At 48.2% G+C, this 14,078-nt stretch carries 19 protein-coding genes; 11 read left to right on the forward strand and 8 right to left on the reverse strand.

What is annotated here, in order from left to right; genetic code table 11:
• The first annotated feature begins 14 nt into the window (after positions 1-14).
• Genes ACWA50_RS12630 through ACWA50_RS12640 form a run of 3 tightly spaced genes read left to right on the forward strand, consistent with a single transcriptional unit; the run spans position 15 to position 1,997 of the window.
• Positions 15-932 carry an SPFH domain-containing protein gene (locus tag ACWA50_RS12630; protein ID WP_431053066.1) on the forward strand — a complete coding sequence of 306 codons (918 nt, stop codon included), beginning with the start codon at positions 15-17 and terminating at the stop codon, positions 930-932.
• Positions 933-953: 21 nt separating this feature from the next.
• Positions 954-1,403: an NfeD family protein gene (locus ACWA50_RS12635; protein WP_431053068.1), complete on the forward strand. Its 450-nt coding sequence runs from the start codon at positions 954-956 to the stop codon at positions 1,401-1,403.
• A 6-nt stretch (positions 1,404-1,409) separates the two neighbouring features.
• On the forward strand, positions 1,410-1,997 hold the full coding sequence (locus ACWA50_RS12640; RefSeq protein WP_431053070.1) for an NAD(P)H-dependent oxidoreductase: 588 nt from the start codon (positions 1,410-1,412) through the stop codon (positions 1,995-1,997).
• Between the two features lie 26 nt (positions 1,998-2,023).
• On the opposite strand, the gene mprA is transcribed toward ACWA50_RS12640, so the two are convergent.
• Positions 2,024-2,521, reverse strand: a complete 498-nt coding sequence (mprA, locus tag ACWA50_RS12645) for a transcriptional repressor MprA (protein ID WP_431053072.1) — start codon at positions 2,519-2,521, stop codon at positions 2,024-2,026.
• A gap of 236 nt (positions 2,522-2,757) precedes the next feature.
• On the opposite strand from mprA, the gene ACWA50_RS12650 reads away from it, so the two are divergent.
• From ACWA50_RS12650 to dctM, 3 genes are all read left to right on the forward strand, one after another.
• On the forward strand, positions 2,758-3,762 hold the full coding sequence (locus tag ACWA50_RS12650) for a TRAP transporter substrate-binding protein (RefSeq protein WP_431053074.1): 1,005 nt from the start codon (positions 2,758-2,760) through the stop codon (positions 3,760-3,762).
• A 62-nt stretch (positions 3,763-3,824) separates the two neighbouring features.
• Positions 3,825-4,448 (forward strand): TRAP transporter small permease, encoded by a 624-nt coding sequence (locus tag ACWA50_RS12655; protein WP_431053076.1) that lies wholly within the window; start codon positions 3,825-3,827, stop codon positions 4,446-4,448.
• A gap of 9 nt (positions 4,449-4,457) precedes the next feature.
• The gene (gene dctM / locus ACWA50_RS12660; protein ID WP_431053078.1) at positions 4,458-5,741 is read left to right on the forward strand and encodes a C4-dicarboxylate TRAP transporter large permease protein DctM; all 1,284 of its coding nucleotides are present in this window, start codon (positions 4,458-4,460) and stop codon (positions 5,739-5,741) included.
• A gap of 90 nt (positions 5,742-5,831) precedes the next feature.
• Here the strand turns inward: dctM and ACWA50_RS12665 are convergent, their stop codons facing one another.
• From ACWA50_RS12665 to rsmC, 4 genes are all read right to left on the reverse strand, one after another.
• Positions 5,832-7,130, reverse strand: a complete 1,299-nt coding sequence (locus ACWA50_RS12665; protein ID WP_431053080.1) for an AsmA-like C-terminal region-containing protein — start codon at positions 7,128-7,130, stop codon at positions 5,832-5,834.
• 6 nt (positions 7,131-7,136) lie between these two features.
• Positions 7,137-7,718, reverse strand: a complete 582-nt coding sequence (dcd, locus tag ACWA50_RS12670; protein ID WP_431053082.1) for a dCTP deaminase — start codon at positions 7,716-7,718, stop codon at positions 7,137-7,139.
• Positions 7,719-7,728: 10 nt separating this feature from the next.
• On the reverse strand, positions 7,729-8,391 hold the full coding sequence (udk, locus tag ACWA50_RS12675; protein WP_431053084.1) for a uridine kinase: 663 nt from the start codon (positions 8,389-8,391) through the stop codon (positions 7,729-7,731).
• A 65-nt stretch (positions 8,392-8,456) separates the two neighbouring features.
• Positions 8,457-9,455 carry a 16S rRNA (guanine(1207)-N(2))-methyltransferase RsmC gene (gene rsmC, locus ACWA50_RS12680; protein ID WP_431053086.1) on the reverse strand — a complete coding sequence of 333 codons (999 nt, stop codon included), beginning with the start codon at positions 9,453-9,455 and terminating at the stop codon, positions 8,457-8,459.
• A 73-nt stretch (positions 9,456-9,528) separates the two neighbouring features.
• Between rsmC and ACWA50_RS12685 the strand changes: the two genes are divergently transcribed.
• A complete protein-coding gene (locus ACWA50_RS12685) occupies positions 9,529-9,951 on the forward strand; it encodes a DNA polymerase III subunit psi (protein ID WP_431053088.1) in 423 nt (140 codons plus the stop codon).
• Entirely contained in the window at positions 9,948-10,391 is a 444-nt protein-coding gene (rimI, locus tag ACWA50_RS12690; protein ID WP_431053090.1) for a ribosomal protein S18-alanine N-acetyltransferase, read from the forward strand. Before ACWA50_RS12685 ends, rimI begins: the two co-directional genes overlap by 4 nt.
• Positions 10,392-10,468: 77 nt before the next feature.
• On the opposite strand, the gene ACWA50_RS12695 is transcribed toward rimI, so the two are convergent.
• Positions 10,469-10,804 (reverse strand): zinc ribbon domain-containing protein YjdM, encoded by a 336-nt coding sequence (locus tag ACWA50_RS12695; RefSeq protein ID WP_431053092.1) that lies wholly within the window; start codon positions 10,802-10,804, stop codon positions 10,469-10,471.
• Positions 10,805-10,916: 112 nt separating this feature from the next.
• A complete protein-coding gene (locus tag ACWA50_RS12700) occupies positions 10,917-11,180 on the reverse strand; it encodes a GrxA family glutaredoxin (RefSeq protein WP_431053094.1) in 264 nt (87 codons plus the stop codon).
• A gap of 157 nt (positions 11,181-11,337) precedes the next feature.
• On the opposite strand from ACWA50_RS12700, the gene nfsA reads away from it, so the two are divergent.
• From nfsA to ycfP, 3 genes are read left to right on the forward strand one after another with little or no spacing between them, the layout of a single operon-like run.
• Positions 11,338-12,072: an oxygen-insensitive NADPH nitroreductase gene (gene nfsA / locus ACWA50_RS12705; RefSeq protein WP_431053096.1), complete on the forward strand. Its 735-nt coding sequence runs from the start codon at positions 11,338-11,340 to the stop codon at positions 12,070-12,072.
• Positions 12,073-12,084: 12 nt separating this feature from the next.
• A complete protein-coding gene (locus ACWA50_RS12710) occupies positions 12,085-13,002 on the forward strand; it encodes an ATP-grasp domain-containing protein (RefSeq protein WP_431053098.1) in 918 nt (305 codons plus the stop codon).
• 52 nt (positions 13,003-13,054) lie between these two features.
• The gene (ycfP, locus tag ACWA50_RS12715) at positions 13,055-13,597 is read left to right on the forward strand and encodes an alpha/beta hydrolase YcfP (RefSeq protein WP_431053100.1); all 543 of its coding nucleotides are present in this window, start codon (positions 13,055-13,057) and stop codon (positions 13,595-13,597) included.
• Positions 13,598-13,641: 44 nt separating this feature from the next.
• Here ycfP and gloA2 read toward each other — a convergent pair whose 3' ends face one another.
• Positions 13,642-14,052, reverse strand: coding sequence for an SMU1112c/YaeR family gloxylase I-like metalloprotein (gene gloA2 / locus ACWA50_RS12720; RefSeq protein WP_431053102.1), 411 nt, complete (start codon positions 14,050-14,052; stop codon positions 13,642-13,644).
• Positions 14,053-14,078: the final 26 nt, after the last annotated feature.

The raw sequence follows: 14,078 nt of genomic DNA on the forward strand, positions 1-14,078 counted from the left end.
AAGGAGCTGAAATTATGGAATTTTTAGACGGTCTGCCGGTTGTCGCCCTGTTTTTTGTTCTGTTTGTTATTTTCACCCTGCTCTCCGCACTCAAAACCGTGCCGCAGGGCTATCACTGGACAATCGAACGTTTCGGGCGCTACACCCGCACATTAACCCCCGGCTTAAATTTTATCGTGCCGTTTATCGATCGCGTCGGGCGTAAAATCAACATGATGGAACAGGTGTTGGATATTCCGTCACAAGAAGTGATATCCAAAGATAACGCCAACGTATCGATTGATGCGGTCTGCTTCGTGCAGGTGGTCGACGCACGCAATGCGGCGTATGAAGTCAACCATTTGGAACAAGCGATTATCAACTTAACCCTGACCAATATCCGTACCGTGCTCGGTTCGATGGAGTTGGACGAAATGCTGTCTCAGCGCGATTCGATTAACAGCCGCCTCTTGACGATTGTCGATGAAGCCACCAATCCATGGGGCGTAAAAGTCACGCGGATCGAAATCCGTGACGTGCGCCCGCCGAAAGAGTTGATCGATTCGATGAACGCGCAGATGAAAGCCGAACGGAATAAACGTGCCGATATTTTGGAAGCGGAAGGAATTCGCCAAGCGGCTATTTTGCGTGCCGAAGGGGAAAAACAATCGCGCATTCTGCAAGCGGAAGGGGAACGGCAAGAAGCCTTCTTGCAAGCGGAAGCTCGCGAACGGGCGGCGGAAGCGGAAGCCAAAGCCACGCAAATGGTTTCCGAGGCGATTGCCCATGGCGACACCAAAGCGATCAACTATTTTATCGCGCAAAAATACACCGAAGCCTTACAGCAAATCGGACAAGCCGACAACAGCAAAGTGGTTCTTATGCCGTTGGAAGCGGGCAATCTGATTGGTTCGATTGCCGGCATTAGCGAATTATTAAAAACAACCAAGTAATGCAAACAAACGAGGTGGCAAATGGAATGGTTTAACACTTGGGCGTTCTGGTATTGGCTGGTTTTCGGTTTTGTGTTGCTAATTGGCGAAGCCGTTATTCCGGGAATTTTCCTGTTATGGTGGGGACTTGCCGCTTTCGTTGTCGGAATTCTGAATGCGGTTATCGCCATTCCCCTCGCTTGGGATTGGATTATTTTCGCAGTATTGGCTGTGGCTGCCAGTGTGATCTGGTGGCGCTATCAGCATAGCAAGGATCAGCAAGAAGATCCGCATACCGCACTTAACCAGCGCGGCATTGCGATGTTGGGACAGCGGGGAGTTGTTACCGAAATCCAGCAAAATAATATCGGACGCGCGCATTTTGGCGATACCACTTGGCGGATCAAAGGCGAACAACTTCAAACGGGCGATGTCGTAAAAGTCAAGTCCGTGAACGGGATCACCCTGAACGTCGAAAAAATGTCGGAGTAAGCCAATATGCAACATCTGATTATTTATGCCCATCCCAATTTTCACAGTTTCAGCAAAGCCGTGGTCGATACGGTGGCGAATGCCGGCAAAAAGTGCGGTTACGATCCGCAAATTCGCGATCTGTACCGTCTGAATTTCAATCCGATCCTGTCTTATGCCGAGCTGCAAGCCGCTTACCAAGGCATTATTCCGGAAGAAATCCGCCACGAACAACAACTGTGGCAACAAGCCGGTTTGATCAGCTTGATTTATCCGCTATGGTGGATGGGGTTTCCGGCGATTTTAAAAGGTTATTTGGATCGGGTCTTAACCCACGGCTTTGCCTATAAAACGGAAAACGGCGTCTCGCAGGGATTACTGTCCGGCAAAAGGTTACAGCAATTTATTTTAATCGGCAGCAATGTGCAGGATTACCAAAAGTGCGGTTTTGCGCAATCGCTGCAAGACACGCTGGTGGACGGCTTGTTTAACTATTGCGGCATTAACGAGATTCGGCATAGCCTTTTCGGCGATATTCATCTGATAAGTGATACCGAGCGGCAAGCGCTGTTGCAGCAAGCCGCCGAAACCACGCAACAATTCTTAAACGTTTAATTAAATTGGGCGAAACGCCCAATTTATTACTTCTTCCCGTTCACATTTGCCACGATTTTATACAAAATGGCAGACAATTGCTGCATTTCCTCCACCGAGATCCCGCGAAATACTTCATGGATATTCTGCCACTGCTGCGGCAAGCGCGCTTTGATAAAGTCTTTGCCATAGTCGGTTAACTTCAATTCAAAACAACGGCGATCACTGCTGCTCACCACCCGCTCAATCCACTTTCTTCCGACCAATTCATCGGAGATTCGCGTCGCATTGGTGCGCGAGGATCCCAAAATATCACTCAGCTTCGACGGTTGAATGGCATGATTCGGTTGGGTATACAGCACCACCAATGCCATAAACAAGGTATCGTTCAAATCAAATTGTTTTAATAAACGGTTGCGGTGTTCCAAATAACTGCTGGTAGAGTGTAATAACAAACGCAACAATAACACTTTTTCTAACGGCAGATCCGGCTCGGATTGCGCACATTGTTTGATCGATTCTTCTATTTCTGTGAAATTTCGCATAGCAACTCCTTTACACGCTAAATAATTTAAATATTTTATAATAACCAAAGTGACTATAAAAGCACTAAATTTTCAATTTACTTTGCGGAAAAATCTTATTTTCTGTAAAAAAAATGTTAATTTTTCGTGAACCAGATCAATATTTGATAAAAATCTGATTTACTAAAAAATCGTTATTCCCTATCTTAGCAGCTGTAGTCTCCCTCTCTTTTTCACCCTAACAAAAGGATCTCCCTATGAAACTGAAGAATACCTGGTTCAAAATTCTGTCTTCTGCCAGTGCATTAGCACTGCTTGCTTCAGTCAATGCCTTTGCTGCCGAGCCGGTGGTCATCAAATTTTCACACGTTGTCGCCGATGAAACCCCGAAAGGACAAGGTGCGCTGCTCTTTAAAAAATTAGCGGAAGAAAAATATCCGGGTCAAGTGAAAGTCGAAGTGTATTCCAACTCCTCGCTGTACGGTGACGGCAAAGAGATGGAAGCGTTATTGTTAAACAATGTACAAATGCTTGCGCCTTCGTTGGCAAAATTTGATAAATATGCGCCGCAAATTCAAGTCTTTGATTTGCCATTCTTATTTGACGACATTACCGCAGTAGAACGCTTTGAAAAAAGCGAAGCCGGTAAAAGCCTGTTGAACAGCATGATCGATAAAGGTATCACCGGCTTAGGTTATTGGAATAATGACTTGAAACAGTTATCGGCAAATAAAGCCTTGCGTGTGCCGCGTGATGCGCGCGGACAGAAATTCCGGGTGCAAAACTCCGAAGTGTTGGACGCCCAATTCAAACAGTTAAATGCCGTACCGCGTAAAATGGCATTCAGCGAAATGTACCAAGGTTTGCAAACCGGCGTGGTGAACGGCGCGGAGAATCCGTACTCCAACATCTATTCGCAAAAAATCCATGAGGTACAAAAATACATCACCGAATCCAACCACGGTTTGCTGTCGTATATGGTGATCGTCAACACCAAATTCTGGGACGGTTTAAACCCTGAATTGCGTGCCGGATTAAGTGAAATCATGCAGCAAGTCAGTGATGAAGTGAATAAAAAATCCCATGAATTCAACTTAGCCGATAAACAAAAAATCCTGGATGCCAAAACCACTGAGATTATCATCTTGACGCCGGAAGAGAGAGCGCAATGGCGTGAAGCAATGCGTCCGGTCTGGAAAAAATTTGAAGGCGCAATCGGTGCCGAGCTAATCCAAGCTGCCGAAGCCTCCAACAAACAATAATATTCCGAACAAAGTGCGGTTCCCAGCCGCACCTTGTTCGAGTTAAGTTTTAAGGAATTACCATGAAGTCGCTCGCATTCTTATGGGGAAAAATGGAAGAGATCATGATCGCCTTATCACTGGCGTTAATGACGATTGTGACCTTTATCTATGTACTATTTAATAATCTCTATGCTCCGTTCTATGATTTGGCAGATACCTATCCGTCGCTCGAATCGCTGTTTCTGCCTATCGCGGATTTTTCCATTAATATCGCCCAAGAGATGACTTGGAGCGTTGCTTTAACCAAGCTGTTCTTTGCCATGTTAATCTTTTTCGGCGCCTCCTATGGCGTGCGCACCGCCGGGCATATCGGCATTGACGCGGTGGTGAAAAAATTCTCTGCGCCGATCCAGCGTCAAATCAGCATGCTGGCTTGTCTTGCCTGTCTGATTTATGCCGCAATGATTGCCTATGCCAGTATCGAATGGGTCACGGCAATGTTTCAGGCAAAAATCGGGGCGGAAGATTTGCAGCATTTCGGTATTCAGCTCTGGCAGATCGGCTTGATTATCCCTATCGGCTACGGCATGGTATTTATGCGTTTCGCGGAAATTTTCGTGCGTTTGCTGAAAGGTCAGCAGAGTGATTTAGGCTTGGCGGATGAAGCCAAAGACGCCATAAGATTACAAGAAGAAAATCATTAAGGAGCCGTTATGACTGTCATCTTTTTGTTTATTTGCCTGTTCGCCCTGATGTTGATCGGCGTTCCGGTCGCAGTGGCGTTGGGCTTGTCCGGTTCCTTGATTATTATTTTTTTCAGTCAGGATTCGATCAGCTCGGTCGCAATCAAACTGTTCGAAACCTCGGAACACTACACCCTGCTTGCGATTCCGTTCTTCCTATTGGCGGGCGCTTTTATGACCACCGGTGGCGTGGCGCGCCGTTTAATCGATTTTGCCAATGCCACCGTCGGACATATCCGCGGCGGCTTGGCGATTGCTTCGGTATTGGCGTGTATGCTGTTTGCCGCGCTTTCCGGATCCAGTCCCGCCACCGTTGCCGCGGTCGGGTCGATTGCGATTGCCGGCATGGTACGCTCCGGTTATCCCATGGAGTTTGGCACCGGAATTATTTGTAATGCCGGCACATTAGGGATCTTAATCCCGCCCTCGATCGTCATGGTGGTTTATGCCGCGGCAACCGAAAGCTCGGTCGGTCGCTTGTTTATGGCGGGGGTTGTTCCGGGGTTGTTACTGGGCGGCGCACTAATGGTGGCGATCTACATTGTCGCACGGGTTAAAAACCTGCCGGCATTACCACGTGCCTCGGTGAAAGAATGGTTTAGTTCCGCCCGCAAAGCCTTATGGGGCTTGATTTTAATGGTGATTATTTTAGGCGGTATTTACAGCGGCGCTTTCACGCCGACCGAAGCCGCCGCCGTCGCCGCGGTCTATTCTTTCTTTGTTGCGGTGTTTGTGTATAAAGACATCAAACTGAAAGAATGCCCGAAAGTGCTGTTGGAAGCCGGCAAACTCAGTATTATGCTGATGTTCATCATCGCCAATGCGATGTTGTTCGCCCACGTGCTGACGACTGAGCAGATTCCGCAGCAACTGACCGCACTTGTGGTGGAAATGGATCTGCAACCGTGGCAGTTTCTGATCGTGGTGAATATCGTCTTGTTAATTGCCGGGGCATTTATGGAACCCTCGGCGATTATCCTGATTTTGGTGCCGATTCTGTTCCCGATTGCAATGCAGTTAGGCATTGATCCGATTCACTTGGGGATTATCATGGTGGTGAATATGGAAATCGGCATGATCACGCCGCCGGTCGGGTTAAACCTGTTTGTCGCCTCCGCCATCACCGGTTTAAGCCTGCCGCAAGTGATTAAAACCGCAACGCCATGGTTATTACTGATGTTGGGCTTCCTCATCGCCATCACCTATATTCCGGCGATTTCACTTTCGTTGCCGAATTGGATCGGTGCAATGTAAGCATGATATAAGGCAAAAAAACCGCACTTTGCTTGATGATAATCATCACAGCAAAGCGCGGTTCAATTTAGATTTTCTTTTCCAGCCCGCTTACTCTTTTTCCTGCAATTTTTCTTTCAACAACCGTTTCAGTTGATTGCCCAATTTTTTATCAATGCTAATCCGGTATTGCGGCGAACGGCATGGGCCAAACAAGCTGACCGGCAATTGGTATTGGGAATAGCCCGCCAGAGTCGGCGACAGCCGCAACTCCAAACGGCAAGTGAAATCGGTCAGGTTCATCTCGCCTTTGCCGCTTAAATTCAAATCCTCGCCCTGCGCTTGGATCTGTTTCATTCGCAAGCGATTATCCGCCCAATTCAGATCCAAATCTATCTGCTTAAACGGGGTGGCAATGCGATCGGCATATTGCTTCGCCCCTTGGCGAATCGGGTAATATTGGCTAATCATTTCCAGTAGGTTCAAGCCGTTAAGTGCGGTATCTCTGGCACGCAAACGTAAGTCACCCTGATACAACACGCCTTGCTCAAACAGTGCGTTGCCGTCAAAATCCGCCGTGCCGTCTAACAATTCCGGCAGTTGTAAAAATGCCAGCCAAGGTTGCAACGCCAAGCCTCTCGCTTTTAATTGCAATCGGTTTGCGTTATTTTGCCGTACAGCCTGAACGTGCAAACTACCCTGTGCTTGGCGCAATACCAACTGCAAGTGCGGTTTCTGCGTCACTTGCGCGGGCAAAGCATAATGCAAGACCGCACTTTGAATATTTAACTGATTTAATCTTGCCTGTTGTAACGTCAGTTGCCACGAATTTTGTTGTTCAGACAACGAAACTTTTTCCGCCATAAACCGCAACCTGCGGTTGTTCAAAAAATAGTCCTCTGCCATCTCGGCGTTCAGCTCGGTTTGGTATAACTCGATTCCATTCGGGAAACGCTGCGCCACCGCACTTAACCGCCATTCATCTTGCCGCCGGTTTTGCGCGGTTAAATCCACTTTCGCCGCTTGGTAATTCGGAGCAATCTCGCTCAAGACAAGCGTTAAATCGGCGAATTGCAACTGCTGTGCCGAATACACATTGCCACCGCTGAGCTGTACTTGTTTTACTTTCGGGGAAAAGGTGAGTAATGACCGCCAACCGAATTGCAATTCGACTTGTTGCGCCGAAAATTGCCAATCCTGATAGTGATATTGCGCTTGTTTTAACTGCAGTGTCGGCGAGGGAAAATAATTCAATTGCGCTTGTTGAAATTGAAAATCAGGCAATCGGCGCAATTCAGCGGTGATTTTTCGTTCAAATGTGCCAAGCTGATAATAGGTTAAAAACGACAGTGAGGCAGTTCCAAGCAGAACCGGATACAGCACCCGCCGCTTCCACCATGGCTGCCCCATCGCGCTTTAGTCCTCGTTGATACGGCTGGCGACCGCACCTTGCTGATTTTTGTACTTGGCGTTGCTACGGCTGTTGTACGGGCGTGCCGCTTCGCCGCTTAAAATTTCAAAACTCAACGCACCAATCGTCATTTTCGGGCGCAATGCCAACGGCAATTTACCGGAGTTGAAGAATTCCAACACGATTTTGCCTTCCCAGCCCGGATCGATCCGGTGGGCAGTCACGTGCACCATCAGCCCCAAACGCGCCAAGGAAGAACGCCCGTCCAGCCAGCCGATCACATTTGCCGGCAGTTTGACCGATTCGTAGGTGGTCGCCAATGCCAAGACGCCCGGGTGCAGGAAAAAAGCTTCATCGTCATTCAATACGATCTCTTCGCTCATCACGCGCTCCAACTGGGCGGAGATTTCCGAGCGTTCGCCGCTCAAATCAATATAAGGCGCGTTGTATTCACGAAACACGCGGAAAGAATTGCCCAAACGCACATCAACGGTTGCGCCGTTGATTTTGTCATTGCTCGGACGCGGTTCAAGCGCAATAATGCCTTGATCCAAATAGGTTTCAATATCACGATCACATAATCTCATGCCGTTTCCCCTATTTTTGTTTTAACATTTGTAGAATTTGTGCTTTTAAGATATTGATCGCAATGCGGTTTTTTCCACCGCGCGGCACGATGATATCAGCAAACTGTTTTGACGGCTGAATAAACTGCAAGAACATCGGGCGCACGGTTTTGCGGTATTGCGACACCACCGATTCCAAACTTCTGCCACGTTCCTGCATATCACGCTGCAAACGGCGGATAAAGCAAATGTCCAGCGGCGCATCGACGAAAATCGACGCACTCAATTCATTGCGCAAACGTTCGTCGGTCAGCAATAAAATCCCTTCCAGAATAATCACCCGGCGCGGCGCAAATTCGCGGCTGTTGGCGGTGCGGGTGTGTTCAACATAGCTGTATTCCGGCACTTGAATGGTTTCGCCGCGTTTTAACTGTTGCAAATGCGCCACCAACAGATCGTGATCCATCGAATTCGGGTGGTCGTAATTGGTTTCGATCCGCTGTTCAAACGACAGATGGCTTTGGTCTTTATAATAGGAATCCTCGGAAATAATCCCGATGTCGCCGCCGCCCACTTCTTCGCATAATTCTTTATGAATGGTGGAGGCGATCAGGCTTTTGCCGGAGGCAGACGCGCCGGCAATCGCAATAATAATGGTATTATTTGCACTGTTCTGAGTTGTTGAATCTGGCATAATCAATCCTTGCAATGAATTTGGGCAAGTATAACAAGATTTCGCTGCTTACGCACCTGTGCAAATCAGGCGTAAACCGCATAGACTTTAAATTTCGTGCTTTTCGCCAGCACGCGATGTGCGCCAAAATGGCGATCCAACAATTCCGGATAAGGCAAAAACGCATTCGCTACGATACGCAACTCCCCGCCTTGATTTAAAAACCATTTTGCTTGTGAAATCAAGGTTTCCACCGCGCGATAGGCGGTGTCAATGCCGTCGTGGAATGGCGGATTGGAGATGATCAAATCGAATTTGCCGCTCAAATCGGAAAACACATCGCTGGCGACCACCTTGCCTTGTAACTGATTTTGTTGCAAAGTGCGGTTCGCCGACGCAATCGCCATCGCATGAATATCGCTCATCACCAGCTCAATCGCCGGATTTTGCCGTTTTAAATAACCGCCGATCACGCCTGCGCCACAGCCCAAATCCAGCACTCGTCCCCGCAGTTTTTGTTGCAAGCTCGACAACAACAGTGCCGTTCCCTGATCCAATTCGCCGGCACTAAATACGCCCGGCAAGCTATGTACGCGCAAATCGGCTAATTGCGGATGCCGATATTGTTTCCAGTAGCTTTCCAGTTCAAAGTGCGGTTTATGTTGTAATTCAAAATGATACAGCCCGCAACGGCGCGCCGAATCAATTTTGTGAATCTTGCCGAACGGTTGCAGCATTTTCTCCGCCGAACGCACCCCGCAACGGTTTTCGCCGATAATCAACAGCGATTGTCCCAGTGGGGCTTGCGCCAGCATTTGCATGAGCTGAAATTGCATTTCCTGCTTGTTTTTACCCCAATAATAGACCATCAGATCCGCCTGATGACGGTTTTCAAGCGCAAAATCCGCCGCAACCGCACTTTGCGCCTTGCGCACATAATCATAATAGCTGCTGACCACTTGCAACGAACGGCTGTTTTTCAGTTGGCTAGGGAAAAGATCGTGCAGATTGCCGGCAAACAGCACCGATTTATCGTCAAAAAAAGGAAGGTGGCGTTGCAAAACTTGGCTTTCGACTGAAATCACTATAAATCCTGAGGGTTATTGGTTAAAATCGTCGCTCATTATAATACAGATTTCGCATTTCACGAGGATTATTATGCCTGCACGCCGCGCGCGCTTGTTGCAACAAATGGGCATCGACCAATGGACATTGCGCCGTCCGCAAGCGTTAAAAGGCGCGGCGGCGATTGCCGTGGCGGAAAATATCAAATTGCTGTTAGTCAGCGAGCAATCGCCCGCCGACAGCTTGCTGGCGGATTTGTATCGCGCACTCGGCATTCGGGCGGCGCAATGCTTAATCATCAACAGCGAACAACTTAACCGCCTGAAAATCACGCATTCGCCCGCGCTGTGGCTGGTCGGGGAAACGCCCGAATTATCCGGGCAAACGCAAACCGCACTTCAAGCCCTGCCGCACATTCAAACTGACGACTGGCAAACCCTGCTGCAAAATCCACAAGCCAAACGCCGTCTGTGGCAGCAGTTGCAACAATTCCAACTACAGGATGACGGCTCATGATTGAGATTTTAGCGCTGCAAAGCACGGATTTTGAGCGCGCCTACCAAATCGAACGGCAAGCGCATATCACGCCGTGGTCAAAAGGCACGTTGCTGAATAATCAAGGCGAGCGTTATCTGAATTTAAAATTGCTGCAAGACGGAAAATTAGTCGGTTTCGCCATTTGCCAAACGGTGTTGGACGAAGCCACCTTGTTTAATATCGCAATCGATCCCGCCTATCAGCAACAAGGCTTGGGAGAAAAGTTACTGCAACATTTAATCACCGAATTAAGGCAAAGTGCGGTATTGACTCTCTGGCTGGAGGTGCGCCAATCCAACCTTGCTGCACAAAAACTGTATGACCGCTTGGGCTTTAATCTGGTCACCCAACGCAAAAACTACTACCCCGCCGCCGACGGCAAACGCGAAAATGCGCTGGTGATGGCGTTGTATTTGTAAAGCAAGCAACAAAAAAGCCGTTTTTAAACAATAGGTTGTTTAAAAAACGGCTTTCAACTATAAATACTAAAGTGCGGTTAGGCTTTCTTCAAAAACTCGGATTTTAGCGCCAAGCTCACGCCGTCGATTTTGCAATCGACATTGTGATCGGAATCAACCAAGCGGATATTTTTCGCTTTGCTGCCTTTTTTCAACACGAGAGATGAGCCTTTCACTTTTAAATCTTTGATTAAAATCACGGAATCGCCGTCTTGCAGTTGGTTTCCGTTGCTGTCTTTGACGATAAACTCCTCGCTGCCGTCGTCAGTTTCTTCGCCGTTCCATTCGTTGCCGCAATCCGGGCAGACAAATTGAATGGTGTCGTGATAAACATATTCGCCGTTACATTTCGGGCAATTTGGCATTTGTTCCACTCTTTTTTCCTCTTCATGGTTTCCGCTTAAAAAATTCGCGCGCAGTATAGCATAAAAAACGCGCCGTGCCGAAGCACAACGCGTTTGCTTTTCGATTGATAAAAAGTGCGGTTTAAGCTACGACACCAAATTTCTCTTTGATGATCGCTTCAAAATCGGTGCAACCGCCGATTGGCTGCTCGTCAATGAAGATTTGCGGCACGGTTTGCACTTCTTTGCCGACGGATTTAGACAAATCCGCTTTGCTGATACCTTCGGCGATAATATCAACATAGCGATATTCGAAATCATCGCGGGTGTTTTGCAGTTTTTCGGCTAACGCTTTTGCACGTACGCAATAAGGACAGCCCGGACGGCCAAAAATAACGGTAAACATAGGAGCTCCTGTTTCATGGTAAATAACTGTTTTAAGCCGATCCATTCTAGCCGATCCGCCGGCAAATAAGAAAAGATTTTTCTGCATTAATGTGATTGGTGTAATATATCAAGCCATCACATTCATTTATTCCGTGTTATTGATTGGAGATTCCCGTATGAGCCGACAGCCGACTACATCAAGCACCGTTGCAACCGCACTTGCCCACCGCTCTATCCGTAAATTCACCCAACAAGCGATTGCCGCCGAAACCGTACAAACCTTAATCGAATGCGCCCGCGCCGCTTCAACCTCGAATCATCTGCAATGCGTTTCGATTATTCGAATTACCGATAACGCCGTGCGTGAGCAAATGAAATACTACGCTTCCGATCAACAATATGTTGCGGACGCAGCGGAATTTTGGGTGTTTTGCATTGATTTCCAGCGCCACCACCAAATTCTGCCGGAGGCGCAGACCGATTACAGCGAAGTGTTGCTGATCGGCAGTGTCGATGTCGGCATTATGGCGCAAAATGTGCTGTTAAGCGCCGAATCACTCGGTTTAGGCGGAGTGTATATCGGCTCGATTCGTAATAAAATACAAGAGGTTGGAGAGCTGTTGCAGTTACCGCAGCATGTGATCCCGTTAGTCGGTTTATGCCTGGGCTATCCCGATCAAGATCCGCCGTTGAAACCGCGTTTACCCGGTGCGGTTTTGCTCAGTGAAAACCGTTACCAAGCGCTCGATCCGTCGTTATTGCAAGATTATGACCGCCAAGTCGCCGACTATTATTGGCAGCGCAGCCAAACCGACATGGATTGGTCGCGCAATGTGATGAAAACCCTCGGCAAACCGGTGCGTCCACACGTTTTGGGCTATCTGCAACGGCAGGGTTTTGCCAAAAAATAGCGGAGATCGGCGATGAAACTGTTAATGCTGTGTCGCGAACCGCGCTTATATAGCTGCCAACGCTTGCTGGAGGCGGCGGAAAGTTGCGGACATACGTTGGATATTATCGATCCGAATCGTTGTTTGTTAAAACTGGATCAGGAGCAATCGCGCCAATTCAAAATTTATTACCAAGTGCGGTTTGATCAAACGCCGTATTTATTGCCCGATTATGACGCGGTGATCCCGCGTTTCGGTTCGGGCAGCACGGCGATGGGCTGTGCGCTGTTGCGCCATTTTGAAGCGATGGATGTGCCCTGTTTAAACGGCTCGCAAGCCTTTTTGAATGCGCGTGACAAATGGCACAGCTTGATGTTGTTGCAACAACAGGACATCGCCGTGCCGCCGAGCGCATTATGCGGCAATGAATTCGATGCCAAGTATGCGGTCGGTCAAATTGCCTCGCCGACGATTTTAAAAACCCTGTCCGGTTCGCAAGGGATCGGCGTGATGTTGGCGGAAAAACGGCAAAGTGCGGTCAGTATTTTAGAAACCCTGAAGCAAGCCAATATCGCCTCGCTGCTGCAAGATTTTATCCACGAAGCCAACGGTTCGGATATCCGCTGTTTCGTGATCGGCAACAACATCATCGCCAGTATGCAACGCAGCGGGCAGAACGGGGAATTTCGCGCCAATGCACATCGCGGCGGGCAGGCGCAGCCAGTCCAATTAAGCGAACGGGAAAAAACCTTGGCGCTGCAATCGGTGCAAACCTTAGGGCTTGATATTGCCGGGGTGGATATTATCCGCTCCAATCAAGGCCCGATGATTTTGGAAGTCAATGCCAGTCCGGGCTTAGAACTGATTGAAAAAACCAGTAAAATCGACATCGCACTGCAAATGATCGCCTATTTGGAAAAACAGATTTTGTCGGCAACGGTTGATCAATAAACATAAATTGTTTATGGTTATCACCTGACAAGTATTTTATGGGAAATCAAAAATGATTATTTATCTACACGGTTTTGATTGCAATAGTCCGGGGAATCACGAAAAAATCCTACAATTGAAATTTATCGATCCCGACGTGCGTTTCGTCACCTACAGCACCTTGCACCCGCGCCACGATATGCAGCATTTGCTGAACGAAGTGCATAAATTGGTGAATGAGAGCAAAGATCCCGCGCCGCTGATTTGCGGTGTCGGCTTAGGCGGCTACTGGGCGGAGCGAATCGGTTTCTTATGCCGCATTAAACAAGCGATTTTCAATCCGAATCTGTTTCCCTATGAAAATATGCAGGGCAAAATCGACCGTCCGGAAGAATACCAAGACATCGCCACCAAATGCGTGGAGCATTTCCGTGAAAAAAACCGCCAACGCTGTTTGGTGTTCTTATCAAAAGAGGACGGCATTTTAGATTCGCAACGCAGCGCCGACACGCTTTCGCCGTTCTATGACATTGTTTGGGACGAAAACGAAAGCCATAAATTCAAGAAAATCTCACAACATTTACAACGCATCGCCGAATTTAAAAAGCAGGCTTAAACACGAAAGTGCGGTTGAACCGCACTTTGTTGCCAACGAATAGCTCAAACCCGATAAAACTCCCCTTGATAAAATTCCAGTGGTAAACCGTCAGGATCTTGAAAAAAGGTAAATGGTTTGCCGGTGAGCGGATCAATACGGATCGGTTCGCAAGCTACGCCCCGTTGTTGCAAATAATCGACCGCACTTTGCAGATCGGCGACTTGAAACGCAAGATGGCGCAAACCGCAGGCTTCGGGTTGGGTTAAGCGTTCGGGCGGATTAGGGAAAGAAAATAGTTCGATTTGGCTGCCGTCGGCAAAGGCTAAATCCAATTTATAGCTTTGCCGTTCGGCACGGTAGGTTTCGGCGATAACGCTTGCGCCCAAGATTTCACAATAGAACTGCTTTGAACGTGCGTAATCGGAGACAATCAGTGCGACATGATGAAAACCAAGAATCGGGTTTGCCGGCATAACCGCACTTTCCTTTATGATTTATG

The sequence above is a fragment of the Testudinibacter sp. P17/SS/0325 genome (assembly GCF_053570765.1).

What these genes read in the sequence shown, in the direction of transcription:
- ACWA50_RS12630 (WP_431053066.1), top strand. Translation starts at nt 15, where the DNA reads ATGGAATTTTTAGACGGTCTGCCGGTTGTCGCCCTGTTTTTTGTTCTG.
- ACWA50_RS12635 (WP_431053068.1), top strand. Translation starts at nt 954, where the DNA reads ATGGAATGGTTTAACACTTGGGCGTTCTGGTATTGGCTGGTTTTCGGT.
- ACWA50_RS12640 (WP_431053070.1), top strand. Translation starts at nt 1,410, where the DNA reads ATGCAACATCTGATTATTTATGCCCATCCCAATTTTCACAGTTTCAGC.
- mprA (WP_431053072.1), bottom strand. Translation starts at nt 2,521, where the DNA reads ATGCGAAATTTCACAGAAATAGAAGAATCGATCAAACAATGTGCGCAA.
- ACWA50_RS12650 (WP_431053074.1), top strand. Translation starts at nt 2,758, where the DNA reads ATGAAACTGAAGAATACCTGGTTCAAAATTCTGTCTTCTGCCAGTGCA.
- ACWA50_RS12655 (WP_431053076.1), top strand. Translation starts at nt 3,825, where the DNA reads ATGAAGTCGCTCGCATTCTTATGGGGAAAAATGGAAGAGATCATGATC.
- dctM (WP_431053078.1), top strand. Translation starts at nt 4,458, where the DNA reads ATGACTGTCATCTTTTTGTTTATTTGCCTGTTCGCCCTGATGTTGATC.
- ACWA50_RS12665 (WP_431053080.1), bottom strand. Translation starts at nt 7,130, where the DNA reads ATGGGGCAGCCATGGTGGAAGCGGCGGGTGCTGTATCCGGTTCTGCTT.
- dcd (WP_431053082.1), bottom strand. Translation starts at nt 7,718, where the DNA reads ATGAGATTATGTGATCGTGATATTGAAACCTATTTGGATCAAGGCATT.
- udk (WP_431053084.1), bottom strand. Translation starts at nt 8,391, where the DNA reads ATGCCAGATTCAACAACTCAGAACAGTGCAAATAATACCATTATTATT.
- ACWA50_RS12685 (WP_431053088.1), top strand. Translation starts at nt 9,529, where the DNA reads ATGCCTGCACGCCGCGCGCGCTTGTTGCAACAAATGGGCATCGACCAA.
- rimI (WP_431053090.1), top strand. Translation starts at nt 9,948, where the DNA reads ATGATTGAGATTTTAGCGCTGCAAAGCACGGATTTTGAGCGCGCCTAC.
- ACWA50_RS12700 (WP_431053094.1), bottom strand. Translation starts at nt 11,180, where the DNA reads ATGTTTACCGTTATTTTTGGCCGTCCGGGCTGTCCTTATTGCGTACGT.
- nfsA (WP_431053096.1), top strand. Translation starts at nt 11,338, where the DNA reads ATGAGCCGACAGCCGACTACATCAAGCACCGTTGCAACCGCACTTGCC.
- ACWA50_RS12710 (WP_431053098.1), top strand. Translation starts at nt 12,085, where the DNA reads ATGAAACTGTTAATGCTGTGTCGCGAACCGCGCTTATATAGCTGCCAA.
- ycfP (WP_431053100.1), top strand. Translation starts at nt 13,055, where the DNA reads ATGATTATTTATCTACACGGTTTTGATTGCAATAGTCCGGGGAATCAC.
- gloA2 (WP_431053102.1), bottom strand. Translation starts at nt 14,052, where the DNA reads ATGCCGGCAAACCCGATTCTTGGTTTTCATCATGTCGCACTGATTGTC.